Raw genomic sequence first — 24,538 nt, 5'->3', positions numbered from 1 at the left:
GCGAGTTAGTTCTCAATGCCGACGGTGAAGTCGACATTCTCCCAACGGTCGCCGTCGGGCCAGAAAAAAGTGAAGACGATCGTATTACCTCGCGGAATATCGGCCACCGGCAGATCCGCCAGATGGACGCAAAAGACATTCACGGACGTGTTGATTTCATGGCTGGTCTGCCACTGGTCGCCGCTCCAGCGGATCAGTGCCGGCTGCAGCAGTTCAACCCGCAGCGTCTTGCCGGCTTCCATGGTGCGCAGCCTGTTGTTGAAGCGCCATATCCTCAGCGGCGAGCCGGTCTTGTCCCTGACATAGCGCTTGACGCCTTGCGGCGGCATGTCGAAGACGGCGCCGTCGCGGAGCGAGCGCAACAGCTTGATGTGTTCCGAATGCGCCCAGACCAGCGGCATGGCGCTGCCCGACGGCCTGCCCAGCCACAATTCGCGCTCCGGTATGTCGGCGCGGTCCCAGACCTGTTCCGGCAGCAGACCGCCCACGCCAGCCGAAGCCTCGAATGTCCTGAGCAGGCTTGCCGCCTTGTCCTTGTTACCGGCGGCCAGCTCGTAGTGGGCGCGTTCGCCGGCCAGCAACGGCCAGGGCCGGCCCTGGCCGTTGCCGTCGAAGGGCGCGCCGTCGGCGTGTTCGCCATAACCGTCGCTGGTGTAGCGATACCAGAGAGGCCCTTGCGGCAGGTCGCAGCGCAGTTGCGCGTCTATGATCTTGACCGTGCCGACGATGCGCGGATCGTCCGCGGCCCTGAGGCCGAAGCGGACCAGCGCCAGCGCGTCCGGGCTGACAATCGCTTCGGCCGGCTTGTCGGTATCGCCCGGCGGACGGTTCTTGATCGGTACGAAGCCGTCCTTCGGCGATGCGGCGCCTGAACCGTCGGCCGGCGCGATGCGGATGTAGTAGCCGTCGACGCCAGCCTCGTGGCACTGCGGTGTGCCGTTGACATAGGTCCAGCGCTCGATCTGGTCGTTCCAGCAATCCGCGACCTCGCGCAAATAGTTAGCCGGTTCCGGTTTGCCGTCAACGTCGAACAGATCGGCGGCGCCAAGCAGTGCCGATATTTCGACGGCGAGCGTGAATGGGCTGTAGCCGGCATCCTCTTCCCAGCGGTCCTGCCCGGTGACGGGACCATTGCGCACGACATAGGACGCGGCCTTCTCGATCATCGGCATGAAGGCGGCGAGCTTGGCGCGCGGCAGGTGGCCGGCGCGGTGCAGCGCATCGGCAAGCAGCAGCGGGAAGGCGCATTCGTCCATCTGGATGCCCGGCCAATAGAGCGAGCCGTCGAGCCACACATTTTGTGGCCAGTGGCCGTCCGGCTGCTGGATGGAACGGAGATAGGCAAGGATCTCAAGCGCCTGCGCCGGATCGCCGGCGGCGAGGAAGCCGCCCGCGGTTTCCACAAGGTCGCGCGGCCAGACCAGATGATAGCCGCCAAGGTCGTCGTCGCCCTTGCTGAACCCCCAGGGGATCGACAGGCTGGCGACGGCCGCACCGGGCCTCGCCAGCGACAGGTGTGTCGCCAGCACCGCTGTGCTGACGCGGTAGGTGTTGAGGCCGGATGCATCATGGTGGTCGAGCGCCGTCAGGCCTGCCTGCCATTTCCGCCATTTCGCGACATAGGCCTTTGCCGCCGGCTCAAAACCGCGTTTCAGGCTGGCGGCGGCGTTTTCGGCCGCTTCATCCGGCGTTGCCCCAAACCCAAGCGCAAGCAAGGCTTTGCTGTTGCGTAAGGAAAAGCCGATCTCGCCGGTCAGCGCGACATTGCCGTCGTCCGCCCTTTGGCAGGTCGGATCGAGCCGGCCGGCGCGGCTGAGTTGCTGCCAGCCGTCGGAAAAGCCTGCATAGCCGGCCGAGCAGTCGCCCCAGGGCAGCGAGGAGGCAAGCGCCAAGCAGGCGCCGCGCCCGGACGCAAACAGCATCGGCTTGCCCTTGTGCACGCCGATCCAGGCGGTGTTGCCCATGCCGGCATTGACCAGATGCGGCGCCAGCAGGGCGTAGACGCGGTAGTCCGTGGCCACGCCCTCGAGTGCCGTGAAGCTGATTTCCTGCAGCAGGGCCGGGCGCGCCGGATCCGCCAGGATGCGCTTTTCGATCCGGTAACGCGCCGTCGCGTTGACCAGCCGGTAGGCGGGCACGCCGTCCTCGAACGGCTCGATGGCATGCGTGGCGTCACGCTTCTCCTCGGAAAACCAGCCGCCGGGACCGGTGACCAGCAGTCCCATGTCGCGCGTGCAGGCGCTGTCGAGGCCGGGATAGTAGACTTCATTGACGATGCCATGGCTGAGCGTGAACCAGACGCGGCTCGCCGGCGAAAGCGCGGCACCTACGCCGCTCTTGGCGCTTGACGTCCAGCGCGCCGGAATTCCGGGGGCGCCCATTCTTTTGGGTGCACTGGGGGGAAGGGTCGGCGGCATCGCTGCCATGCATGGTCTCCTGGACCCTTCCCTAGACCAGCACGCGAAGGCTTTTCAACCGCCGCACCTGAAGTTGATCGTCCAAGCGTGATCGATCGCAGTTGACAAGCGGGCGTATCTGAATTTGTCTGACAATAGATAAAAAACAGGCAGACAACGCCAAAACCATCTGCAACAGTCGGCGGGGCCGACAATCTATGGGAGGATTATGACATGAAGACACTGCTCGTCCTGAGCGCTCTGGCGGCGATGCTCGCCTCGGGCACGGCGCTTGCCGACACCAGCGGCAAGAAGATCGCCTTCTCCAACAATTACGCCGGCAATTCGTGGCGCCAGGCGATGCTCGACAGCTACGGCATCGTCACCAAGAAGGCGGTGGAGGATAAGATCGTCGGCGCCGCCGACATCTTCACCACCGCCGACAAGGAAGTGCCGACCCAGGCTGCCCAGGTGCAGAACCTGATCCTGCAGGGTTATGACGCCATCGTCATCAATGCCGCATCGCCGGATGCGCTGAACGGCGCCATCAAGCAGGCCTGCGATGCCGGCATCGTCGTCGTCTCCTTCGACGGGACCGTCACCGAACCTTGCGCCTACCGCGTCGTCGTCGACTTCAAGGACATGGGCAAGCAGGAAGTCGAGCAGATGGCCAAGTTCCAGCCCAAGGGCGGCAATTTGCTGGAAATCCGCGGCCTTGCCGGCACCTCGATCGACGATGCCATCCATGCCGGTATCTTGGAAGGCGTCGCCGCCCATCCCGAGTTCAAGATCGTCGGTTCGGTGACCGGCGACTGGGACCAGACGACGGCGCAGAAGGCGGTCGCGACGATCCTGCCTTCGTTGCCCGACATCGTCGGCATCGTCGACCAGGGCGGTGACGGTTATGGCGCGGCACAAGCCTTTGCCGCCGCAGGCAAGCCGCGTCCGACCATCATCATGGGCAACCGCCAGGACGAGCTGAAATGGTGGAAGGAGCAGAAGGACAAGGATGGCTACCAGACCTGGTCGGCCTCGATCGCGCCCGGCGTGTCGTCGCTGGCCTTCTGGGTGGCGCAGCAGGTGCTCGACGGCCGCACCGACATTCCGCATGACCTTTTGGTGCCGTATCTCGCCTTTACCCAGGACAATTTCGAGACCGAGCTGCCGAAAATCAAGGAGGGCGGCGTCGCCACCCACGAATACAGCCAGGAAGACGCAATCGCGGCGATCAAAGCCAATATCAAGTGATGCATTGCATTCATTGCCAGCGGCATGACCGACCGGATATCGTTGAGCATGCCTGAGGCCAATACGGACATCATCAGACTGGGCGGCGCCGAAAAACATTTCGGCGCCGCCCATTTGGACATCATCAGGCTGAACGGCGCCGAAAAACATTTCGGCGCCGTTCGGGCGCTTAACGGCGTCGACTTCCATGTTGTATCAGGCGAATGCGTCGGGCTGGTCGGCCACAACGGAGCCGGCAAATCGACGCTGATGCATATGGTGGCCGGTACGCTGCAGCCCGATGGCGGTGAGATCGCGGTGCGTGGCAATGCCGAAACCGACTACTCGGTGGCGCGCGCGCTGAAACTCGGCATACGCTGCGTGTTCCAGGAACTGTCGCTCTGCCCTAACCTCAGTATCGCGGAGAATACGCGCATCAACCATCCGGCGCTCACCGGCTTCGGCTGGCGACGCAAGGCGGCTGCTCTCATTGCCGCCAAGCTGGACGAAATCTTTCCGGATCACGGCATCTCGGCAGACGACATTGCCGGCGATCTCTCCATCGGCCGGCGGCAGATGGTCGAGGTGGCGCGCGCCTTCACGGTGACGCGCGATCCGCTCGACTTGGTCATTCTCGACGAGCCGACCTCTTCGCTGGACGCGCATACTGCGGGCCAGCTGCTTGCCTTCGTGCGCCGTTTCGTAGCCACCGGGGGCAGCTGCATCCTGATCTCGCATGTGCTGGGCGAGGTGCTGCAGAATGCCGACCGCATCGTGGTCATGCGCGACGGCAAGGTGGTCGCCACGGACGTTGCAAAAGCGTTCGACCGCGACCGGCTGGTGGCCACCATGGGCGGCGCGGAAGCGCGCGAGAAGATCGCGGCGGAGATCGCCGCCAGGCCGGCGGCGGGCCCGCTCAGGGTGCGGGCGCGGCCCGAGCGGCAGCAGGACGGCAAGGAGCTTGTCGCTCGCGCCGGCGAGATCATCGGGCTTGCCGGGCTTGCCGGCCATGGCCAGACCGACCTGTTGCTGGCGATCTTTGCCGCCGCGACGCGTAGAAGGCTTGATATCGAGGTGACCGCCCCGGTGGCGCTGGTGGCCGGAGACCGCCAATCGGACGGCATTTTCCCGCAATGGTCTATTGCCGAAAACATCGGCATCCGCTCGCTGGCGCGGCTGCGCAAAGGGTTGCTGATCTCGCCGCAGCGCGAGGCCGAGCTTGCTGAGTTTTGGAAGCAGAAGATCGGCATCCGCACGCCTGACATGACCAACAACATCTTCTCGCTGTCCGGCGGCAACCAGCAGAAGGCGCTGTTTGCCCGCGCACTGGGTTCCGATGCGCAGATCGTGCTGATGGACGATCCGATGCGCGGCGTGGACATCGGCACCAAGCTTGAGGTCTACGATCTCGTGCGCGAGGAGGCGGCCAAGGGCCGGACCTTCCTCTGGTACACCACCGAGACCGAAGAGCTCGACAATTGCGACCACATCCATGTCTTCAAGAACGGCCGCATCGTCGCCAATCTCACGCGCGACGAGCTGACCGAGGAAAAGATCATCCAGTCCTCATTCGGCGACGCGGCCTGAGATGACGGCAGTCGCTCCCGGCCCTACGTCCTCGCCGCGCAGCAGCGCGGCCCGCGCGCGCCTGCTGCGCAGCCTGTTGCCGGCGCTGTCGCTGGCGCTGGTGGTTATCGCCATCGCCTGGCTCAACCCACGCGCCATCAGCTATTTCGGCTTCAGCCTGATGTTGAACCTCGCTATTCCGATCGCGCTGGCGACGATCGCCCAGATGTTCGTCATCGCCGGCAATGAGCTCGATCTGTCGATCGGCACCTTTGTCGGCTTTGTCGGCTGCGTCACCGCGACCTGGCTGAAGGACGCGCCGCTGCTCGGCGTGATCATCCTGCTCGGCTCCATAGGCGTTTATGCGCTGCTCGGCGCACTGATCCATCTGCGCAATCTGCCGTCGATCGTGGTGACGCTGGGCATGAGCTTCGTCTGGCAGGGGCTTGCCATTCTGGTGCTGCCCAAGCCCGGTGGCAAGGCGCCGGACTGGCTCTTGTCGCTGATGGCCTTCAAGCCGCCCTTCATTCCGTTCCCTATCATCGCCGCGCTGGCGATCGCAGCGGTGGTGCATTTTGGGCTGATGCGCACCTCCTATGGCGTCATCCTGCGGGGATCCGGCGGCAATCCGGCGGCGCTCAGGCGCGCTGGCTGGTCGCTGCTTCGAACCAAGATCGTGCTGTTTGCGCTGACCGGCCTATTCGGCGTTCTGTCCGGCATGGCGCTGATCGGCATCACCACCTCGGCCGACGCCAATATCGGCAATGGCTACACGCTGCTGGCGATCGCCGGCGTCATTCTCGGCGGCGGCGAGTTCGTCGGCGGCCGGGTGTCGCCGATCGGCGCCGTGCTCGGCGCGCTGACACTGGCGCTGGCGGCATCGCCTCTGCTCACCTTCATGCACATTCCGCCGGATTGGCAGGTCGCCGCCAACGGCGCCATCCTGATCATCGTGCTGGCAGCCCGCGTCCTGATCAGCCGCAGGGAGAGGTAGCGATGACGCTGGTTAAATCGCTGGCCGCCAAACCCTGGATATGGTCGTTCATCGGCGCGATGTTCGTCTGGCTGGCGACCATCGCTTTCACCGGCGGCTATGGCGGCGGTGGCATGGTCACGGCGGCACTGTCGCTGGCGGTGTTCACCGTCATCGTCGGAGTCGGCCAAATGTTCGTCATCACGCTCGGGCCAGGCAATGTCGACCTGTCGCTGCCGGCCAATATCGGGCTCGCCAGTGCCGTCGCCATGAAGGTCATGGGCGGCAGCGATTCCATGATCGTGGTCGGGCTGCTCGCCGCGCTCGCCTGCGGCGCCGCCATCGGTGCCGTCAACTATCTCCTGATCTGGGCGCTGAGGATCCCGCCGATCATCGCCACTCTGTCGGCCAGCTTCATCATCCAGTCGATCGACATCAGCTATGGGCGTGGCCTGCAGATCAAGCCGCCGCCCGGCTTTGCCGATTTTGCGAACTGGCAAATCCTGGGCATTCCAGTGCTGGCGATCCTTACCGTATTGTTCAGCATCGGTGCGGCCATCGCCTTGCAGCGCATGATCTATGGCCGCTCGGTGCTGGCGATCGGCCAGAACATCCGCGCCGCGTGGCTTGCCGGCGTCAATGTCGGCCGCACCCGCTTCCTGACTTACACGCTGTCGGGCGCGCTCGGCGGCATGGACGGGGCGCTGCTCGCCGGCTATTTCCGCGGCGCCAATGTCGATATCGGCAACGAGTACCTGCTGGCCTCGATCGCCGTCGTCGTCATCGGCGGCACCTCGGTCGCCGGTGGCAAGGCCAATGTTCCCGGTGTCTGGGGCGCGGCGCTGTTCCTGGTGCTGCTTCTGACCATGCTCAACACGTTCGGCGTCAGCGCCGGCGTTCGGCTGTTGCTGACCGGGCTGATCATCGTCGGCGTCATCACCGTAGCCGGCGGCGAGAAAGCGCTGCGCTAAAAGGCGTGAGCCCGGCAGCAGTCCCGCCAAATTTGACCATGTGGACAAAAGTCCGCACCCGTTCCATAGTTCCGCGTCTGATTTCGGAACAGTCGGCTCGACACGGCTGTCAAACAGAGGGGCACTAGATGGAAAACCGGAAAAACAAATCGCAATCGACCGGCCTGTCGCGGCGCGACGTGCTGGAACTCGGCGCACTTGGCCTGGCCGCAGCCATGCTGCCGGGTGCAGCCCTCGCCAAGGACAAGAAGCTGAAGGTGGCGGCGATCTTCGCCACGCCGATCGAGGAGCCGTGGGACAACCAGATCCACGTCGCCCTGCAGAAGGCCGAGAAGGAACTCGGCATCGAATACAAATGGTCGGAAAAGGTGCAGACCGCCGATTTCAGCCGCGTCATGCGCGAATATGCGCAAGGCGGGTACCAGCTGGTGCTGGGCGACGCCTTCGCCGCCGAGCGTGAATCGCGCCGCACGGCAAAGCAGTTCCCGAAGACGGCATGGCTGTTCGGCTCGGGCGCCGGCCCGGCCGAGCCCAATTTCGGCGTCTTCGACAACTGGATCCACGAGCCGGCCTATCTGTCCGGCATGATCGCCGGCAAGATGTCGAAGTCGGGCACGATCGGCGCGGTGGCGGCCATGGGCATTCCGGAAGTGAACCGGCTGGTCAACGCCTTCTTTGCCGGCGCCAAGGAGGTCAATCCCAACATCAAGAAGAAGGTCGCCTTCATTGGCTCGTTCTTCGATCCGCCCAAGGCCAAGGAAGCGGCGGTCGCCCAGATCGATGCCGGCGTCGATGTCATCTATGCCGAGCGCTTCGGCGTCATCGAGGCGGCGGTGGACAAGAAGATCCTCGCCATCTCCAACATGTCCGACCAGTCGAGCCTCGGCCCCGACACGGTCATAACCGGGCCGGTCTGGGACATGTATCCGACGGTCGAGCAGGCGATCAAGCTGGTCAAGGCCGGTGTCTTCACCGCGCAGGATTATGGCGATTTCTCGCGCATGGCCAAGGGCGGGTCGTTCCTGGCGCCCTACCATAAATTCGACAAGACGCTGCCGGCGGATGTGAAGGATCTGGTCGAGAAGAAGAAGGCCGAGATCCTGGAAGGCAATTTCCGGGTGGATGTGGATGAGAACACGCCGGTTTCGGATTAGCTCGGCGTACCCTCCCCCTTGAGGGGAGGGTGGCCCGCAGGGCCGGGTGGGGTCCTCCGCGAAGTGCTCCATCCTGCTAAGTCATGGGTTGAGGCAGTTGAGGTGACCCCACCCGCCTCGCTTCGCTCGGCACCCTCCCCTCGAGGGGGAGGGGTATCTCCGCAGGAGCACCTTTGTCCGCCCCTCTCATCGAAATGCGCGGCATCACCAAGAGCTTCGGCGCCGTCAAGGCGAATGAGGCTGTCGATCTAAGCGTCGCCCCAGGTGAGATCCTCGGCCTGCTGGGCGAAAACGGCGCCGGCAAGACGACGCTGATGAATGTGCTGTTCGGCGCCTATGCGCCGGATGCCGGCGAAATTCTTATCCAGGGCAAGACCGTGCGGATCACCAGTTCGGCCGATGCGCTGGCCGCCGGCATCGGCATGGTGCACCAGCATTTTCATTTGGCGCCAAGGCTGACGGTCCTGGAAAACCTTCTGATTGGCATTCCCGGCAAATCCGGCCGCATCGACCGCGCCGGCGGACTTGCCCGGTTGTCCGACATCAGCCGTCAGTATGGGCTGACGCTGGACCCCAACCTGCCTGTCTCCGCGCTGTCGGTCGGCGAGCAGCAGCGGCTCGAAATCGTCAAGGCGCTGTTTCGCGGCGCCAGGCTGTTGATCCTCGACGAGCCGACGGCGGTGTTGGCGCCGAGCGAGGTCGACGGGCTGTTTTCGGCGCTGCGCTCGATGGCGGCGCAGGGGCTCGGCATCATCTTCATCTCGCATAAATTGAACGAGGTGCGGGCGCTCACCCATCGCTGCACCGTGTTGCGGCACGGCCGCGTCGCCGGCCGTGTCGACGATCCGGCGAACACGACATCGGCAGAAATGGCGCAGCTGATGTGCGGCCATGAGATCGTGCCGCCGGCAAGAGGACCTTCGACCCCAGGCGCGGCGGTGCTGACGCTCGACGGTATTTCCACCTCACGGCATTCGGGGACGCCGCTGCGCGATGTATCGCTTGCCGTTCGCGCGGGCGAAATCCTCGGCATTGCCGGGGTCTCCGGCAATGGCCAGCGGGCACTGGCCGAGGTGATTTCCGGCACGCGCGCGCCCGACGCCGGCGTGATGACGATAGCCGGCAAACCTGTGACGCGGTTCTCCCCGCGCGAGGTGCAGGCGCTCGGCCTTGGCCGCATCCCGGAAGACCGTATGACGACCGGGCTGGTCACCAATCTGCCGCTCGCCGATTCCATGGTGTTGCCGCGCATTGGTACTGCGGCTTTCAGCAGCCGGGGCCTGCTCAAGCCAGATGCGATCCGCGCCTTCGCCGAAGAACAGATCAAGGCCTATGACATCAGGTGCCCCGGGCCGATGACCCGCGCCGGCGCGCTGTCGGGCGGCAATCTGCAGAAGGCGCTGCTGGCGCGCGAACTGGCTTTCGACCCGAAGGTGCTGATCGTCTCGCAGCCGACGCGCGGCCTCGACATCGGTGCCGCCCGCTTCATCCACGAAAAATTCCTCGACATGCGTGCCAAGGGCTGCGGGATCATCGTCATCGGCGAGGATCTCGAAGAGCTGCTGGTGCTCTGCGACCGCATCGCGGTGATGTATGAGGGCCGCATCGCCGGCACGCTGGACAGCGCCGATGCGACCATCGCGCGGCTTGGGCTGCTGATGACCGGGGCGGAGGGCAGAGCCTAGATGGACTTTCTCACTCGGTTCCTCGCAGAAACCTCAAATAATACTGCCCGCTTTTGGCTGACTTTAAGCGTCAGCGCTGCCCCTCACCTGCCTGCCGGCATCCTCTCCCCGTATAGAGACGGGGAGAGGGGCTCTCACCCATGGTTTCGCCAATCACCACAGCTGCAAGAGGGGAGTTGCATAGGGCCCGGATCCCTTCTCCCCGTGTCTATTCGGGGAGAAGGTGCCGGCAGGCGGATGAAGGGCGGCGCGACCGTCTGGGCGGCGGAGGGGCATAGCTGATGTTCCGCCTCGAAGCCCGCAGTTCCACCCCCGCCTGGTTCAATCTCGCTTTGCCGCTGCTGGCCATCGGCGCAGCGCTGGTCCTGTGCAGCGGCCTCATCGCGCTGGCAGGCGCCGGCGTGCTTGAGGCCTATGGCGTGATGCTGTCGGCCTCGTTCGGCGACAGCTATGCCATCACCGAAACGCTGGTGCGCGCCGCCCCGATGATCTTCACCGGGCTGGCTGTGGCCGTCGCCTTCCGGGCCAAATTCTGGAACATCGGCGCCGAGGGCCAATTGCTGGCCGGCGCCGTGGCCAGCTGCTTCGTCGGCGCCATCCCAATGCCGGGCGCGCTGGCGATCCTGTCGATGGCGCTGGCGGGCGCTGCTGCCGGTGCCGCGGTAGCGCTGGTGCCCGCGACGCTCAGGGTCAAATTCAAGGTGGATGACGTCGTCAGCTCGCTGCTGCTCAACTCGGTCATCTACTATGCGCTGATGGCGCTGATCGAGGGGCCGTGGAAGGACTCGTTCAGCGGCTATCCGATCTCGCCGCCGATCGAGGATTCGGCGAATTTCCCGGTGCTGCTCGAAGGCACAAGGCTGCATCTGGGTGTCATCGCCGCGTTGATCGCGGCCCCGTTGATCTGGTTCCTGATCGTGCGCACCACGCTCGGCTTCCGGATCAGGGTCACCGGCGAAAGCCCGGAAGCCGCCCGCTATGGCGGCATACATGTCGAGCGGGTGCTGATCTCGACGGCGCTGCTGTCGGGCGCGCTGGCCGGGCTTGCCGGCGTCGGCGAGGTCGGCGGCGTGCATTTCCAGGTGATGAGCGACATTTCGCCGGGCTATGGCTATTCCGGCATCGTCGTTGCCATGCTGGCCAGGCTCAATCCGCTCGGCGTCGTACCGGCGGCGATCTTCCTGGCCGCCGTGATGACCGGCGCCGAAGCGATGTCGCGCGCCACCGGCGTGCCGGCGTTCCTCAGCGATGTCATCCAGGGCACGGCGCTGCTCGCCATGCTGGTGGCGCTGCTGTTCACGGCCTATCGCATCCGCCGCGTCGGTGCCGCCTTATGAGCGCGGTGTTCGAACAGATTTTTCAGGTCGGCTTCCTCGCCGCCATTATCCGCATCGCCACGCCGCTGGCATTTGCCACGCTGGGCGAGATGTTCTCCGAGCGGGCCGGCGTGCTCAATCTCGGTATCGAAGGCATCATGCTGCTCTGCGCGATGACCGGCTTTACCGCCGCCAGCCTCAGCGGCAGCCTGTGGCTCGGGGTGCTGGCCGCGGTGTTGACCGGCATGGCGATGAGCGCGCTGCATGCGCTGTTCACGGTGGCGCTCGGCCTCAGCCAGCATGTCTGCGGCATCGGCGTCACCCTGTTCTCGTCGGGCCTTGCCTATTTCCTCTACCGTCTGACCTTCGGCCAGCAATCGGTGCCGCCCAGCATCAAGGGTTTTCAGACGCTGCCGATCCCGCTGCTGTCGGATATTCCGGTTCTGGGGTCAGCGGTTTTCAACCAGTTTGCGCTGGTCTACTTGGCAATCATTGCCATCCCGGTCGCTGCTTTCGTGCTCTACCGCACGCCTTGGGGGCTGTCGGTGCGGATGGTCGGCGAGAACCCGCGCGCCGCTGATTCCGCTGGGGTCAGCGTCATCGCCACGCGCTTCCAGGCGGTCATCCTCGGCGGTGCGCTGATGGGGCTTGCGGGCGCCTTCCTCACCATGGCACAGTTCAACGCCTTCACCTTTGGTGTCGTGTCGGGCCGTGGCTGGGTGGCGATCGCGCTGGTCGTGTTCGGCCGCTGGGACCCGTGGCGCTCTGCGGGCGCGGCGCTGCTGTTCGCCTTCGTCGATGCGCTACAATTGCGCATGCAGGCGAGCGGCCTCGGGCATATTCCCTATGAGGCGTTCTTGATGCTGCCCTTCATTTTCACCATCGTCGCGATGGCCGTGATGTCACGCAACGCGGTTGCGCCGTCGGCGCTGCTGAAGCCGTTTCGACGAGAAGAGCGGTAAGGCGAGTAGGACTTGGCGCCCTTCCTCTCCCCCGATCGACGGGGGAGAGGAAGGGCGCCAAGCCTGGGATACTCACATCGCCGTAAAACCATTATCGACAAACAGATGCGTCCCGTTAACGAAGCTGGACTCATCGCTGGCGAGGTACAGCGCTGCCTTGGCCACTTCCTCCGGCTCACCGATGCGGCCCTGCTGTGCGGCCAATGCGGCGTCCGACACGTCGACGCCGAGCTTGCCGAGATCGGCGACCTCGCGCAGGCCGTGCGGCGTGCGGATGAAGCCGGGACAGACGGCGTTGCAGCGTATGTTGCGGTCGCGGAATTCGACTGCGATGGCGCGCGCGAACATGTGGCAGGCGCCCTTGGTGGTGTCGTAGAGCACCTCCATGGGTGTGGCCGCCACAGCCGAGATCGACGAGGTGCAGACGATCGAACCGCCACCGGCAGCGATCATGCCCGGCAACACGGCGCGCGTCATCAGGAACATCGAGCGGACATTGACCGCATGCAGCCAGTCCCATTCCTGCACTGTCGTCTCCAGGAACGGCTTTATCACGATGGTGCCGGCATGGTTGAACAACACCGTGGCCGGGCCGAGCCTGGCAGTCGCCGCCTTCACTGCGGCCTCGACCTGCGCCTCGTCCGAGACGTCGGCCACCCAGTGTTCGGCGATATGTCCCCGCGCGCGTATCGCCGCCGCAGTGGCTGCCGCCGCCTCGCCATTGCGGTCGATGATCGCCACCTTGGCGCCTTCGGCGGCGAACAATTCCGAGGCCGCTCCGCCCATTCCGGTCGCGCCGCCCGAGATGATTGCAATCTTGCCGGCTAGTCTTGTACCCATGTTCTGTTCCCCGTTCCCGATCGAAATGATCCGCATTTACGCCGGAATGGCGATGCTATCGCCTATGCAGATGTCGGCCAAGCTTGTCGCTCGCTTGTCGCCAACAGGGGTCTCCCAGCAATCCCAAACCAAATAATAAGGAATACTGAGAAAATCGTTCTACATATCGCCAAAAAATAGCACTCGACAAAGTCTACTGATTTTATAGATTAATCCGCAAGACGGAGGTCGATATGTCCTATATCCAGAACGCCGAGACGGACCGCACCAGCCAGAGGCTGGCCAATAGCCAGGCTTTCCGCCCGGCCTATGCCGGCGCTTTCGCCTATCTCGTCTTTGCCCTTGCGTTCGTGTTCACCGGGGCAGTCGTGCTCGGCTTGATTCCCTGACCGATCAGGCCGAAAGGGTGGCGACCTAGCGCTTTCAGTGAGTGACCGGAGTTGATGAACCGAACGCGGACGCGCTTTGGCGCTGATGCTTGTTTTTACGCATGTCGTCGTCTCAAAACCGGGGGCGACATACATCCAACGTGATGGAGGAGATGGCAATGCCGATCGAGTTCACGCATGTTCCCGGTAAAACGCACGCCGCCGATGCCGGTTCGGCCGTACCGTTCTTCTATGATTTCGTCGAGACGGCGACCAAGCTGTCGCTGATCGAGGATTTCGGCTTCCAGAACATCGTCGTCGACGACCCGGCCGGGCTGTTGACCAATATGGACATCGCCGCCCAGGCGCTGGACCGCACCTCGTCGCTGGAAGTGGTGCTGACGCACTGGGCCGGCGTGATCGCGCCAGCCGTTGCGGCGCGGCAACTGGCGGCGCTCGACGCCAGGAGCGGCGGCCGGCTGGCGCTGAGGATGCTGAGCGAGCCGCTGGATGACGACGATGCCGAGACGCGTCCGGTCGGCCACACCGTGGTCTGGCAGCGCATCGACGAATATCTGGTGCTGCTGAAGCGGCTGTGGTCGAACGACCGGCCCTTCGACCATGAAGGTGCGTTCTACAGCATCAAGGGTGGCTATGTGCCGCGCAAGGGGCCGCATGGCGTCGACGTGATCATCCGCATGGGTGGCCAGTCCGGCACCGCGCTCAAGGTCGCCGGCCGCCATGCCGACGTGTTTGAACTCACGGCTGGTTCGCTCGACGAGATCCGCCAGCTGATGGAACGGGCGCGCAGCGCCGCCGCCGAGCATGGCCGCGCCGGCAAGCTGCGTTTTGCGCTTCCGGTCCGGGTCCGCTCGGAGGGTGGCGCCTCTACCGTCGGACACAAGGCGGTCGAACTTTCCGGACCACCGGCGCAGATCGCCCTGTCGCTGCTGCCCTATGCGGCGCTGGGCATCAGCGAGTTCATGATCGTCGGTGTCGACCGGCCGCGCGAGATCGCCAGCGTCGGCCGCGAGACGATCGCGCTCTTGCGCAACTCGCTGGCACGCCGGGAGGCGGAGGTGCCGCAGCCCGGCGCGTTTGCCTCGCGGGGCGGGTCGGATATTCACGCAGGGTGAATTTGCGGGTGGAATGAAAGCTATTTCGTAGCGTTCCGTCACACCCCCCTCTGCCCGGCAGGGCAGAGGGGTGCTGTCCCGCCAGCGTCTAATCACCACTCAGCACTGCCAGCGCCTCCAGCACCGCGCCAGATTCCGTCAGCGCACCAAACACCCCGTCCTCCACCGTCACCATATGCAGCGCCGCGTCATGCGCGTATTTGTCGCCGCTGGCGCAGGCGTCGGCGATGGTCAGGCACTGGAAATTGAGGTCGCAGGCCTCGCGCAGCGTCGTGTGCACGCAGACATCGGTCGTGCAGCCGGAAAAGATCAGATGGGTGATGCCGCGTGCGCGCAGCACAAGCTCCAGATCCGTATAGGTGAAGGCGCTGTTGCAGGTCTTGTCGACGATGATGTCGTGCGGCGCGACGTCGATCTCGGCGACGATCTGAAAGCCGGGGCCGGAGCGCAGCAGCACGTCGGTGCCTTCGTGACCCGCCCGCTTGCGGCGCCATCTCTCGTACGGCGTCATGTCGGCCATGTCGCCGCGATATCCCTGCCTGGTGTAAATGATGGTGAGGCCGGCCGCACGTGCCGCTGATATCAGTCGGTTAACTGTCGGCAGGATGGCGCGCAGCGGCGCGGGGTCATAACCCTTCCTGGCGAAATAGCCGGTCGGCGAGAGGAAATCCTCCTGCAGGTCGATGACCAGCAGCGCGGTGTTTGCCGGCACCAGCCGGCCGTCATAGGGGAAATCGAACGGTATCGCCTTGATCATCGCAGCCTGCCTCAATTGCTGCCCGGTATCGTGGCCCAGCAACCCTGCGGCCGTCCATCCCTCAGTGCGACGACACCAGGTAGACCGACGCCAGGACGATGTGCCGCTGAGACATCGCGCCGATAATCGTTGGCCAAAAAAGCCATCTTGTTTGTTGACTAGTAAAATCATGTTTTATAGTCAAGCAGGGCACTCGGCCGCCTGAATTGTTTCCAGCGGCTGTGCCGCGTTTGAGAGAAGCCAGAACCAGTGGCTGGATTTTCGGGGTCGACATTCCGTCACCGACCAGCCGATCGGTACGTGCAATGACGAAGCGAGGACGAAGCGTGTCCAGAAATGGTTTGTTGGCGGCGCTGGCCGCGGTCATGCTGTCGGCCGGCAGCGCTGCTGCGCAAGAGCAGCCAAACACGCAGCCCAGGGTGACGACGGAACCCGCTGCAGCTGCCCGGTCGGCGGCCCAGCTTGCCCCGGTCGCAGTCGAACGGCCCGCACCGGCTGCGCCTGTCGCGCCGGCTTCGCCAACTGCCGGGCAGGCGGCGCCGACCGCGCCACAGCCGGCAACCCAGCCCGGTGCATCCGCGCAGACCGAGCCTTCGGCAATATCGCTGACGCTGCCGCACGATCTGTCGCCCTGGGGCATGTTCATGGCCGCCGACATCATCGTCAAGGCGGTGATGATCGGGTTGGCCTTCGCCTCGCTGGTCACCTGGACGGTGTGGCTGGCCAAATCGCTGGAGATTCTCTTCGGCAAGCTCGGCGCCCGTCGCGCTGCGCGCGCCATCGGCAATGCCGCCACGCTGCGCCAGGCCGGGCGCGCGCTTGGCAACAGTGGCGGCCCCGGTGCGCTTTTGGTGCGGGCGGCCGAGGAAGAGACTGCCCTTTCGGCCGGTGCGCTCGGCCATGTCACCGGCGACGGGCTGAAGGAACGCGTGACGTCGCGCCTGTCGCGCATCGAAGCGGCGGCGGCGCGGCGCATGTCGCGCGGCACCGGCGTGCTGGCGACGATCGGCTCGACGGCGCCCTTCGTGGGCTTGTTCGGCACCGTCTGGGGCATCATGAACGCCTTCATCGGCATCTCGCAGGCGCAGACCACCAACCTCGCGGTCGTCGCGCCCGGCATCGCCGAGGCGCTGCTCGCCACGGCGATGGGCCTGGTCGCGGCCATTCCCGCGGTGGTCATCTACAACGTCTTTGCGCGGTCGATAGCCGGCTACCGGCAGCTCCTTGCCGATGCCTCGGCCGGGGTCGAACGGCTGGTCAGCCGCGATCTCGATTTCCGCACGGTGCCGCAGGCGCCCGCGCTGGCGGCGGAGTGATGGGCCATGGCGGCTAGAATTCGCGAGACTGTCGACGGCGATCTCGAGGAAAGCCACGAGATCAACGTGACGCCGTTCATCGACGTCATCCTGGTGCTGCTGATCATCTTCATGGTCGCTGCCCCGTTGGCGACAGTCGACGTCAATGTCGATCTGCCGGGTTCGACCGCGACACCGGCGCCGCGGCCGGAAACGCCGCTGTTCCTGACGCTGAAGGACGATCTGACGCTCGCGATCGGCAATGACAGCGTGCCGCGCCAGGCTTTTGCCTCCGTGCTCGACGGCAGAACCAAGGGCGATAAGCAGACCCGCATCTTCCTGCGTGCCGACAAGGCGGTCGGCTATGGCGAGTTGATGGAGGTGATGAACCTGCTGCGCGGCGCCGGTTATCTGAAGATCGCGCTGGTCGGGCTGGAGACGGTGCCAGCGGACGCATCCCCGCCGCAACCAGGCGCCGCCCCATGACGCAACTGGCCGCGGCCGTTCCCACCGCCGACCCGCCGGGCGCCGGCGCGCGCGAGATCGGTTTGTGGGCGGCTGCGGCCATTGTCATTGTCGGCGCGCATGTCGCGATCGCCTATGCAGTCCAGAGCTTCAGCCTGGCCAACATGGCCGATGGCGGCCCGCCGCTGGCTGTGGCTATCGAGCTGTCGCCGATGATGGTGGCGCCGGCGGTGCAGGAGGACTTAGCGGCCGACGTGGTGACGCCTGAGCCGCCGAACCAGATCGAGGAGGCGGTTGCCGAACTGAAGCCCGTCGTGGAGCCCGAGCCCGGTCAGCCGGAGCCGGTCGCCGAGAAGACGGAAGCGGTTCAACCCGCCGCTCCGATCGAGACGGCAGCGGCCGAGCAGCCCGATCAATCGCCGCCGCTGGATGAGGTGGTGCCCGACATCGTCCCGACCATAGCGCCGGATGTGGTCATTCCGCTGCAGACCAGGCCGGTAGAGACCAAGCCGGCGGAGGACAAGCCGGTGGAGGACAAGCCGATCGAGAAGGCGAAGAAGGCTGCCGAAAAACCCAAGCCGAAACCGAAGAAAGAGAAGAAGGAAAAGGCCGCGCCGGCGAAAGCGGTCGTGACAGCCAGTGTCGATCAAAAGGCAGCGGCGAAGGCGTCGGCGCCGAAGGCTTCGCAATCGAGAGGATCATCAGTCAGTGCAAGCAAATGGAACTCCCAGCTGATCGGATGGATCAATCGGCACAAGCGCTACCCGAGCGCGGCAAGGTCGCGGCGCGCCGTGGGTACCGCAAATGTGACCTTCGTCGTCAGCGCTTCGGGCAAGGTGACCTCCGTCCGGCTGACACGATCTTCGGGGGACGCCGATCTCGATCGCGCCGCGCTCAGCATTCTGCAGGGTGCGACGGTGCCCGCGCCACCGCCTGAGAAGGCCGGTACGGCTGTCGTGGCGCCTTTGATGTTCACGCTGCGGAACTAGAAGCAGCCGGACAAGGCCGATCCCATGACCACGTACTTTCCCGCTTGACTGACCCGCCGGACCGAATACGCTAGCGCAAAATACCGGCCTTGGTCGCCGGGCGGCAAATATGCCTCGCATGCCTCGCCCTCCGGCGCTGGCTGCGGGGCATTGTCATTTCTGAGGATCGGTTTGAAACGGCGTATCGAGATCGGCATCCTGTATTCCCGTTCGGGCAGCTACCAGCTGGTCTCCGATGCGTGCCGGATGGGCGCCATGCGCGCCATCGCCGACATCAATGCCGATCGGAGCTATGGCATCGAACTGGTTCCGGTCGAGCGCGATCCGCAAAGTAATGCCGATCGCTACGCGACTTTGTGCGAGGACATTTTCAGGACCAGCAGCGCGCGCCATGTCGTCGGTTGCGTCACCTCGTGGAGCCGCAAGGAAACCATCCCGGTGCTGGAGAAGGCCGGCGGCATGCTCTGGTATGCCTGCCCCTATGAAGGGTTCGAGGCCAACGAGCATGTCGTTTACATGCACGCCTGCCCCAACCAGCATCTGGTTCCGCTGATGGCGCATGTCGTGCCGCGTTTCGGCGCCAACGGCTTCCTGCTCGGCTCGAACTACATTTGGGGCTGGGAGATGAACCGCGTGGCGCGCGACCTGATCGCGGATGCCGGCGGCAAAGTGCTGGGCGAGCGCTATCTGCGCATCGGCGAGACTGACGTGTCGCGGCTCATCGCGGAAATCCGGGCGACGAGGCCGAGCTTCATCCTCAACAATCTGATCGGCACCTCGTCGTATGCCTTCCTGGCGGCTTACCGCGAGTTGGGCGATAAGGATGCGGCATTCAGGCCGGAAAACTGCCCCGTCATCTCCTGCAACCTCACCGAAGGCGAGTTGCCGGCGATCGGCGAGACAGGGAAAGGGCATCTGTCGGTCGGGCCCTATTTCGCGCCCCGGCCGGCTGCCTTCGCTTCGTCCTTCGAGGCCTCCGCCTATGCCTCGGTGCAGGTGATGGCCGACGTGCTATCGCGCGATGCCGATGCCGGCCCGGCGGAATTTTCCAAAGCCTTCGCCGAGCGGCGCTTCTCCACCCGGCTCGGGCCGATCGCCATCGACGCCCACTCCCAGCACGCGACGCTGCCGGTGATCATCGGCCGGATCGCCGATGGCTTCTTCGAGGTCGTCAGCCAGGAGGATGAGGTCGCGCCGGATCCATATCTGTCGCGCTACGACCCCGCCAAGACGTTCGGCCGTCCGCGTCTGAGAGTGGTGTCATGACCCGGACGCGCATCCCCAATCTCGGCGGCGCGCGGGCTTTCATCCTGCATCGCCCGCATCCGACGGTGCAGGCCATCACCAGGCAATTGTCGGCCATCGGCCTGGCTACGATCGACTGCTGGCCGGAATTGCCGCCGGAAGCTCTCGCCGCCGATTTCGTTTTCTTCGATGCCGATCTCGGCTTTGACGAGCAATTCCCGTGGAAAGCAGGTGAGGCGCCGATGCCGCTGGTGGCGCTGATCGGTTCCGAGGCGCCGGGGCGTATCGAATGGGCGCTGTCGCACAAGGCCGATGCGCAGCTGCTGAAGCCGGTCGGCAATGCCGGCGTCTACAGCGCTCTGTTGATCGCGAGACAGAGTTTCGAGGCCCGAAAACATTTAGCCGGCGAGATAGCGTCGCTGCGCCAGCGCGTCGCCGAGCGCCAGACCATCGTGCGCGCGGTGACGGCCTTGTCGAAAGGCAGCGACGACGAGCGCGCCTATGCGCAGCTGCGTTCGCTGGCGATGAGCTGGCAGATCAGCGTCGAGGATGCCGCGCGTCGGATCGTGGCAATGACAAGCGAGGAAGCGACGGGGGAAGAAGGCGGCGATGACCAGTCCCATCGCGCCTGATCTGCCGGTGCGCATGCCGGTCAAGCCGCGCGCCGGTGTCTGGCGCCGGCTGGTGAAACGCCGCCTCGCGCTGCTCGGCCTGGTCATCGTCGCCATTGTCCTTGCCGGCGCTGTGCTGGCGCCCCGGCTGACCGGCTATGACCCCAACGAGCAGATGTTCGACGGCCTGACCATCGAGGGCTCGCCGCTGCCGCCCAGCGCCCAGTACTGGCTCGGCACCGACCTGCTCGGACGTGACCTCTTGACCCGCATCCTCTACGGCGCCCGCACCTCGCTGATCATCGGCATCGTCGCCAATGGCGTGGCGCTTTTGATCGGCACTTTGGTGGGCGTCACCGCAGGCTATTTCCGCGGCTGGATCGGCAGCGCGCTGATGCGCTTCACCGATCTGATGATGGCGTTCCCGGCGCTGCTGCTCGCCATCTGCCTGGCGGCAGTGTTTCAGCCCAGCCTGTGGATCGTCGCCATGGTCATCGCGCTGGTCAACTGGGTGCAGACGGCGCGTGTCATCTACACCGAGACATCGTCGCTGGCCGAACGCGAGTTCATCGATGCCGAGCGCAGCATCGGGGCGAGTGCGCCGCGCATCCTGTTTCGCCACATCCTGCCGCATCTGCTGCCGACCATCATCGTCTGGGGCACGCTCGGCATCTCGACCACGGTTCTGCTCGAGGCGACGCTTTCCTTCCTCGGCATCGGTGTGCAGCCGCCGACGGCGTCGTGGGGCAACATCATTTTCGAGAACCAGACCTATTTCCAGGCCGCCCCCTGGCTGGTGTTCTTCCCCGGCGCCGCAATCCTGGCGTTGGCGCTGGCCTTCAACCTGATCGGCGACGCGCTGCGCGACATCCTCGATCCGACGCAAAGGGGCCAGGAATAATGGGGGGCCGGTCATGATCGCCTATCTCGGCCGCCGGCTGATCCAGTCGCTGCTCATCCTGCTTGGCGTCTCGCTGATCACTTTTGCGCTGCTCTATCTGCTGCCGGCCGATCCGGTGCGCCAGATCGCCGGCCGCAGTGCTACGCCGCAGACAGTGGAAAACATCCGCCAGCAGCTCGGCCTCGACCAGCCTTTCGTCGTCCAGTACTGGCACTATCTGATGAAGCTCGTCAGCGGCGATCTCGGCCGCTCCTACATACAGCGCTCCGAGGTCACCGAGCTCATCGTCTCGCGGCTGCCGGCCAGCCTGCTTTTGATGGTAGGCGCCATCCTGTGCGAACTGCTGATCGGGCTCTCCATGGGCCTGATCGCCGCCGTCAAGCGCGGCACCGCCACCGACCAGACCCTGATGGTGGCCTCCTTCGTCGGCGTCTCGGCGCCGCAATTCGTCGTCGGCCTGTTGCTGCTCTACGTCTTTGCCGTGCGTCTCAGCTGGTTCCCGATCGGCGGCTATGGCACCTGGCGCCATCTGGTGCTGCCGTCGCTGACGATGGGCATACTCGGCGCCGGCTGGTACGCGCGCATGATGCGCTCGTCGATGATTGACGTCCTGCGCCAGGATTATGTCCGCACGGCGCGGGCCAAAGGCCTGGCGCGCAGCGCCATCATATTCCGCCACGCACTGCCGAATGCCATCCTGCCGGTCATCGCCATGATAGGCATCGACATCGGCATCTTCATGGGCGGCATCGTCGTCGTCGAAAGCGTGTTCGGCTGGCCCGGCATCGGTCAGCTGGCGTGGCAGGCGATCCAGCGCGTCGACATTCCGATCATCATGGGCGTCACGCTGGTGTCGGCCTTCGCCATCGTGCTCGGCAATCTGCTCGCCGACATCATCGCGCCGTTCATCGATCCCCGCATCAAGCTCAGATGAAAATGAAACAGAGAAAGGGAACACAACAATGAAAAAGTTTCTCGCATCCACAGTCGCGGCATCGGCCTTGGCCCTCATGCTCGGCATGACAAGCGTCCGCGCCGAAGACACGGTCGATCCCAACGCCAAGCAAGGCGGCGCCATCACCATCACCTACAAGGACGATGTTGCGACCCTCGATCCGGCGATCGGCTATGACTGGCAGAACTGGTCGATGATCAAGAGCCTGTTCGATGGGCTGATGGATTACGAGCCAGGCACCACCAATTTGAAGCCCGATCTGGCAGAAAGCTACGAGATTTCGCCCGACGGCCAGACCTTCACCTTCAAGCTGCGCCATGGCGTGAAATTCCACAATGGCCGCGAGATGACGGCCGACGACGTGAAATATTCGCTCGACCGCGTCACCAATCCGAAGACGCAGAGCCCCGGCGCCGGCTTCTTCGGCTCGATCAAGGGCTATGACGATGTCGCCGCCGGCAAGGCCGAAGGCCTGTCCGGTGTCACCGTCATCGACCCCTACACGGTCAAGTTCGAACTGACCCGGCCCGACGCCACCTTCCTGCATGTCATGGCCATCAATTTCGCCCATGTCGTGCCGAAGGAAGAGGTCGAGAAATATGGCGCCGATTTCGGCAAGCATCCGGTCGGCACCGGCGCCTTCAAGCTCGCCGAGTGGACGCTGGGACAGCGCATCGTCTTCGAGCGCAATGCGGACTATTGGCACAAGGGCCTGCCGCATCTCGACAAGATCACCTTCGAGATCGGCCAGGAGCCGATCGTGGCGCTGCTGCGCTTGCAGAAGGGCGAGATCGATGTTCCCGGCGACGGCATTCCGCCGGCCAAGTTCCAGGAGGTGATGGCCGATCCCGAGCAGAAGGCGCGTGTCGTCGAAGGCGGTCAGCTGCACACCGGCTACGTCACCATGAACACTACCATGGCGCCGTTCGACAATGTGAAGGTGCGTCAGGCCGTCAACATGGCGCTCAACAAGGCGCGCATCATCCAGATCATCAACGGCCGCGCCGTGCCGGCCAATCAGCCGCTGCCGCCGTCGATGCCGGGCTACGACAAGGACTATAAGGGTTATCCCTATGACGTAGCCAAAGCCAAGGCGCTGCTGGCCGAGGCCGGTCATGCCGATGGTTTCGACACGCAGCTGTTCGCCATGAACACCGATCCCAACCCGCGCATTGCCCAAGCGATCCAGCAGGACCTGGCGGCGATCGGCATCAAGGCCAGCATCCAGTCGCTGGCGCAGGCCAATGTCATCGCCGCCGGCGGTGACAAGGCCGGCGCGCCGATGATCTGGTCGGGCGGCATGGCCTGGATCGCCGACTTCCCCGATCCGTCGAATTTCTACGGCCCGATCCTCGGCTGCGCCGGCGCGGTGCCCGGCGGCTGGAACTGGTCGTGGTATTGCAACAAGGATCTCGACGCCAAGGCGGCCGAGGCGGATTCGGTGGTCGACCCGGCAAAGGCCGGCGAACGCGACAAGATGTGGAGCGCCATCTACGACAAGGTGATGGAAGACGCGCCCTGGGCGCCGGTCTTCAACGAACAGCGCTTCACCATGAAATCCGCGCGCATGGGCGGCGCCGACAACCTCTATGTCGACCCGGTCCATATCCCGATCAACTACGACAATGTGTACGTAAAAGATGTGCAATAACTGCGACTACACCATCCATGGGCGCCACCACCATTTCGGCTGGGACAATTCCTTTGTCCCGGCCGAGCGGGTGGCGCCCGGCGCGACCATCGAGTTCCAGTGCCTCGATGCCGCCGGCGGCCAGCTGAACGCCGACAGCACGGTTGCCGAAATCGCCAAGCTCGACTTCGCCGGGGTCAACCCGGTGACCGGGCCGATCTTCGTCGAGGGCGCCGAGCCGGGTGACGCGCTCAAGGTGACGATCGAGATGTTCAAACCGTCCGGCTTCGGCTGGACGGCGAACATTCCGGGTTTCGGCCTGCTCGCCGACGACTTCACGGAACCGGCGCTGAACATCTGGAAATACGATGCAGCCGCGCTCGAACCGGCGCTGTTCGGGAAAAACGCGCGCGTACCACTGAAGCCGTTCGCCGGCACCATCGGCAATGCGCCGGCTGAGATGGGGCTTCACTCGGTGGTGCCGCCACGGCGGGTCGGCGGCAATCTCGACATCCGCGATCTCGCTGCCGGCACGACGCTCTATCTGCCGGTTGAGGTGGCCGGCGCGCTGTTCTCGGTCGGCGATACGCACGCCGCACAAGGCGATGGCGAGGTCTGCGGCACGGCGATCGAGAGCCCGATGGACGTCGTGCTCAAGCTCGACCTTGTCAAGGACGCCAGGCTGAAGACGCCGCGCTTCACCACCGCCGGTCCGGTGACGCGCCATCTCGACGCCAAGGGCTATGAGGTGACGACGGGTATCGGGCCGGACCTGATGACCGGCGCCAAGGAGGCGGTGGCGCAGATGGTCGATCTGCTTGCTGGGCGGTATCAGATCGATCCGGTCGAGGCCTATATGCTGGCCTCGGTGTGCGGGGACCTGCGCATCAGCGAGATCGTCGACATGCCGAACTGGGTGGTGTCGTTCTATTTTCCGCGTTGCGTGTTTGAATGACGGTACGTCGGCGCCGCACCCCCACCCCGCTGCTTCGCAGCGACCCTCCCCACAAGGGGGAGGGTAAAGCGCTGCCACCCTACCTCCCCCTTGTGAGGAGGTCGGACCGGAGGTCCGGGTGGGGGTCAGCGCCAAGGTTTG

General features: G+C 64.8%; 22 protein-coding genes. 19 read left to right on the top strand and 3 right to left on the bottom strand.

Features of this window, described 5'->3' with window-relative positions; genetic code table 11:
* Positions 1 to 5: 5 nt before the first annotated feature.
* Positions 6 to 2,426, bottom strand: a complete 2,421-nt coding sequence (locus AC3EML_RS02785; RefSeq protein WP_488505154.1) for a glucan 1,4-alpha-glucosidase — start codon at positions 2,424 to 2,426, stop codon at positions 6 to 8.
* Positions 2,427 to 2,630: 204 nt separating this feature from the next.
* Between AC3EML_RS02785 and AC3EML_RS02780 the strand changes: the two genes are divergently transcribed.
* From AC3EML_RS02780 to AC3EML_RS02745, 8 genes are all read left to right on the top strand, one after another.
* Positions 2,631 to 3,644: an ABC transporter substrate-binding protein gene (locus AC3EML_RS02780; RefSeq protein ID WP_023670464.1), complete on the top strand. Its 1,014-nt coding sequence runs from the start codon at positions 2,631 to 2,633 to the stop codon at positions 3,642 to 3,644.
* 48 nt (positions 3,645 to 3,692) lie between these two features.
* Positions 3,693 to 5,210 (top strand): sugar ABC transporter ATP-binding protein, encoded by a 1,518-nt coding sequence (locus AC3EML_RS02775; protein ID WP_023732918.1) that lies wholly within the window; start codon positions 3,693 to 3,695, stop codon positions 5,208 to 5,210.
* A 1-nt stretch (position 5,211) separates the two neighbouring features.
* A complete protein-coding gene (locus AC3EML_RS02770) occupies positions 5,212 to 6,183 on the top strand; it encodes an ABC transporter permease (RefSeq protein ID WP_023694460.1) in 972 nt (323 codons plus the stop codon).
* A gap of 2 nt (positions 6,184 to 6,185) precedes the next feature.
* Entirely contained in the window at positions 6,186 to 7,133 is a 948-nt protein-coding gene (locus AC3EML_RS02765; RefSeq protein WP_023694459.1) for an ABC transporter permease, read from the top strand.
* A 128-nt stretch (positions 7,134 to 7,261) separates the two neighbouring features.
* Entirely contained in the window at positions 7,262 to 8,287 is a 1,026-nt protein-coding gene (locus AC3EML_RS02760) for a BMP family protein (protein ID WP_023694458.1), read from the top strand.
* A 173-nt stretch (positions 8,288 to 8,460) separates the two neighbouring features.
* Entirely contained in the window at positions 8,461 to 9,972 is a 1,512-nt protein-coding gene (locus tag AC3EML_RS02755; RefSeq protein WP_023747356.1) for an ABC transporter ATP-binding protein, read from the top strand.
* A gap of 281 nt (positions 9,973 to 10,253) precedes the next feature.
* Positions 10,254 to 11,309 carry an ABC transporter permease gene (locus AC3EML_RS02750; RefSeq protein ID WP_023683937.1) on the top strand — a complete coding sequence of 352 codons (1,056 nt, stop codon included), beginning with the start codon at positions 10,254 to 10,256 and terminating at the stop codon, positions 11,307 to 11,309.
* Positions 11,306 to 12,250 carry an ABC transporter permease gene (locus tag AC3EML_RS02745; RefSeq protein WP_023747355.1) on the top strand — a complete coding sequence of 315 codons (945 nt, stop codon included), beginning with the start codon at positions 11,306 to 11,308 and terminating at the stop codon, positions 12,248 to 12,250. The genes AC3EML_RS02750 and AC3EML_RS02745 overlap by 4 nt, the downstream gene beginning before the upstream one ends.
* 72 nt (positions 12,251 to 12,322) lie before the next feature.
* Here the strand turns inward: AC3EML_RS02745 and AC3EML_RS02740 are convergent, their stop codons facing one another.
* On the bottom strand, positions 12,323 to 13,090 hold the full coding sequence (locus tag AC3EML_RS02740; protein ID WP_023686096.1) for an SDR family NAD(P)-dependent oxidoreductase: 768 nt from the start codon (positions 13,088 to 13,090) through the stop codon (positions 12,323 to 12,325).
* Positions 13,091 to 13,323: 233 nt separating this feature from the next.
* On the opposite strand from AC3EML_RS02740, the gene AC3EML_RS02735 reads away from it, so the two are divergent.
* Positions 13,324 to 13,479, top strand: a complete 156-nt coding sequence (locus AC3EML_RS02735) for a hypothetical protein (protein WP_023670454.1) — start codon at positions 13,324 to 13,326, stop codon at positions 13,477 to 13,479.
* A 158-nt stretch (positions 13,480 to 13,637) separates the two neighbouring features.
* Positions 13,638 to 14,594, top strand: a complete 957-nt coding sequence (locus AC3EML_RS02730) for an LLM class flavin-dependent oxidoreductase (RefSeq protein ID WP_488505153.1) — start codon at positions 13,638 to 13,640, stop codon at positions 14,592 to 14,594.
* Positions 14,595 to 14,682: 88 nt separating this feature from the next.
* Here AC3EML_RS02730 and AC3EML_RS02725 read toward each other — a convergent pair whose 3' ends face one another.
* Positions 14,683 to 15,351: a cysteine hydrolase family protein gene (locus tag AC3EML_RS02725; protein ID WP_352520783.1), complete on the bottom strand. Its 669-nt coding sequence runs from the start codon at positions 15,349 to 15,351 to the stop codon at positions 14,683 to 14,685.
* Positions 15,352 to 15,677: 326 nt separating this feature from the next.
* Between AC3EML_RS02725 and exbB the strand changes: the two genes are divergently transcribed.
* The 9 genes from exbB to AC3EML_RS02680 all read left to right on the top strand — a co-directional run bounded on the left by exbB (position 15,678) and on the right by AC3EML_RS02680 (position 24,397).
* Positions 15,678 to 16,667: a tonB-system energizer ExbB gene (gene exbB, locus AC3EML_RS02720; protein ID WP_352520784.1), complete on the top strand. Its 990-nt coding sequence runs from the start codon at positions 15,678 to 15,680 to the stop codon at positions 16,665 to 16,667.
* A gap of 6 nt (positions 16,668 to 16,673) precedes the next feature.
* The gene (exbD, locus tag AC3EML_RS02715; protein WP_023818278.1) at positions 16,674 to 17,132 is read left to right on the top strand and encodes a TonB system transport protein ExbD; all 459 of its coding nucleotides are present in this window, start codon (positions 16,674 to 16,676) and stop codon (positions 17,130 to 17,132) included.
* Positions 17,129 to 18,100 (top strand): energy transducer TonB family protein, encoded by a 972-nt coding sequence (locus AC3EML_RS02710; RefSeq protein WP_488505152.1) that lies wholly within the window; start codon positions 17,129 to 17,131, stop codon positions 18,098 to 18,100. Before exbD ends, AC3EML_RS02710 begins: the two co-directional genes overlap by 4 nt.
* 171 nt (positions 18,101 to 18,271) lie before the next feature.
* The gene (locus tag AC3EML_RS02705; RefSeq protein ID WP_023742167.1) at positions 18,272 to 19,366 is read left to right on the top strand and encodes a transporter substrate-binding protein; all 1,095 of its coding nucleotides are present in this window, start codon (positions 18,272 to 18,274) and stop codon (positions 19,364 to 19,366) included.
* The gene (locus tag AC3EML_RS02700; protein ID WP_023681458.1) at positions 19,363 to 19,977 is read left to right on the top strand and encodes an ANTAR domain-containing response regulator; all 615 of its coding nucleotides are present in this window, start codon (positions 19,363 to 19,365) and stop codon (positions 19,975 to 19,977) included. Before AC3EML_RS02705 ends, AC3EML_RS02700 begins: the two co-directional genes overlap by 4 nt.
* Positions 19,955 to 20,857: an ABC transporter permease gene (locus AC3EML_RS02695; RefSeq protein ID WP_352520786.1), complete on the top strand. Its 903-nt coding sequence runs from the start codon at positions 19,955 to 19,957 to the stop codon at positions 20,855 to 20,857. Before AC3EML_RS02700 ends, AC3EML_RS02695 begins: the two co-directional genes overlap by 23 nt.
* A 13-nt stretch (positions 20,858 to 20,870) precedes the next feature.
* Positions 20,871 to 21,791 carry an ABC transporter permease gene (locus AC3EML_RS02690; protein WP_352520787.1) on the top strand — a complete coding sequence of 307 codons (921 nt, stop codon included), beginning with the start codon at positions 20,871 to 20,873 and terminating at the stop codon, positions 21,789 to 21,791.
* A 76-nt stretch (positions 21,792 to 21,867) separates the two neighbouring features.
* A complete protein-coding gene (locus AC3EML_RS02685) occupies positions 21,868 to 23,463 on the top strand; it encodes an ABC transporter substrate-binding protein (RefSeq protein ID WP_460221874.1) in 1,596 nt (531 codons plus the stop codon).
* Positions 23,453 to 24,397, top strand: coding sequence for an acetamidase/formamidase family protein (locus tag AC3EML_RS02680; protein ID WP_023693232.1), 945 nt, complete (start codon positions 23,453 to 23,455; stop codon positions 24,395 to 24,397). The genes AC3EML_RS02685 and AC3EML_RS02680 overlap by 11 nt, the downstream gene beginning before the upstream one ends.
* Positions 24,398 to 24,538 lie beyond the last annotated feature (141 nt).

Source organism: Mesorhizobium sp. P170090 (assembly GCF_057786115.1).
This window is presented reverse-complemented; position numbering and strand designations above follow the sequence as displayed.

Coding starts and splice junctions, on each gene's coding strand:
- AC3EML_RS02785 (WP_488505154.1), bottom strand. CDS start 2,426: ATGGCAGCGATGCCGCCGACCCTTCCCCCCAGTGCACCCAAAAGAATG.
- AC3EML_RS02780 (WP_023670464.1), top strand. CDS start 2,631: ATGAAGACACTGCTCGTCCTGAGCGCTCTGGCGGCGATGCTCGCCTCG.
- AC3EML_RS02775 (WP_023732918.1), top strand. CDS start 3,693: ATGCCTGAGGCCAATACGGACATCATCAGACTGGGCGGCGCCGAAAAA.
- AC3EML_RS02770 (WP_023694460.1), top strand. CDS start 5,212: ATGACGGCAGTCGCTCCCGGCCCTACGTCCTCGCCGCGCAGCAGCGCG.
- AC3EML_RS02765 (WP_023694459.1), top strand. CDS start 6,186: ATGACGCTGGTTAAATCGCTGGCCGCCAAACCCTGGATATGGTCGTTC.
- AC3EML_RS02760 (WP_023694458.1), top strand. CDS start 7,262: ATGGAAAACCGGAAAAACAAATCGCAATCGACCGGCCTGTCGCGGCGC.
- AC3EML_RS02750 (WP_023683937.1), top strand. CDS start 10,254: ATGTTCCGCCTCGAAGCCCGCAGTTCCACCCCCGCCTGGTTCAATCTC.
- AC3EML_RS02745 (WP_023747355.1), top strand. CDS start 11,306: ATGAGCGCGGTGTTCGAACAGATTTTTCAGGTCGGCTTCCTCGCCGCC.
- AC3EML_RS02740 (WP_023686096.1), bottom strand. CDS start 13,090: ATGGGTACAAGACTAGCCGGCAAGATTGCAATCATCTCGGGCGGCGCG.
- AC3EML_RS02735 (WP_023670454.1), top strand. CDS start 13,324: ATGTCCTATATCCAGAACGCCGAGACGGACCGCACCAGCCAGAGGCTG.
- AC3EML_RS02730 (WP_488505153.1), top strand. CDS start 13,638: ATGCCGATCGAGTTCACGCATGTTCCCGGTAAAACGCACGCCGCCGAT.
- AC3EML_RS02725 (WP_352520783.1), bottom strand. CDS start 15,351: ATGATCAAGGCGATACCGTTCGATTTCCCCTATGACGGCCGGCTGGTG.
- exbD (WP_023818278.1), top strand. CDS start 16,674: ATGGCGGCTAGAATTCGCGAGACTGTCGACGGCGATCTCGAGGAAAGC.
- AC3EML_RS02710 (WP_488505152.1), top strand. CDS start 17,129: ATGACGCAACTGGCCGCGGCCGTTCCCACCGCCGACCCGCCGGGCGCC.
- AC3EML_RS02700 (WP_023681458.1), top strand. CDS start 19,363: ATGACCCGGACGCGCATCCCCAATCTCGGCGGCGCGCGGGCTTTCATC.
- AC3EML_RS02695 (WP_352520786.1), top strand. CDS start 19,955: ATGACCAGTCCCATCGCGCCTGATCTGCCGGTGCGCATGCCGGTCAAG.
- AC3EML_RS02690 (WP_352520787.1), top strand. CDS start 20,871: ATGATCGCCTATCTCGGCCGCCGGCTGATCCAGTCGCTGCTCATCCTG.
- AC3EML_RS02685 (WP_460221874.1), top strand. CDS start 21,868: ATGCTCGGCATGACAAGCGTCCGCGCCGAAGACACGGTCGATCCCAAC.
- AC3EML_RS02680 (WP_023693232.1), top strand. CDS start 23,453: ATGTGCAATAACTGCGACTACACCATCCATGGGCGCCACCACCATTTC.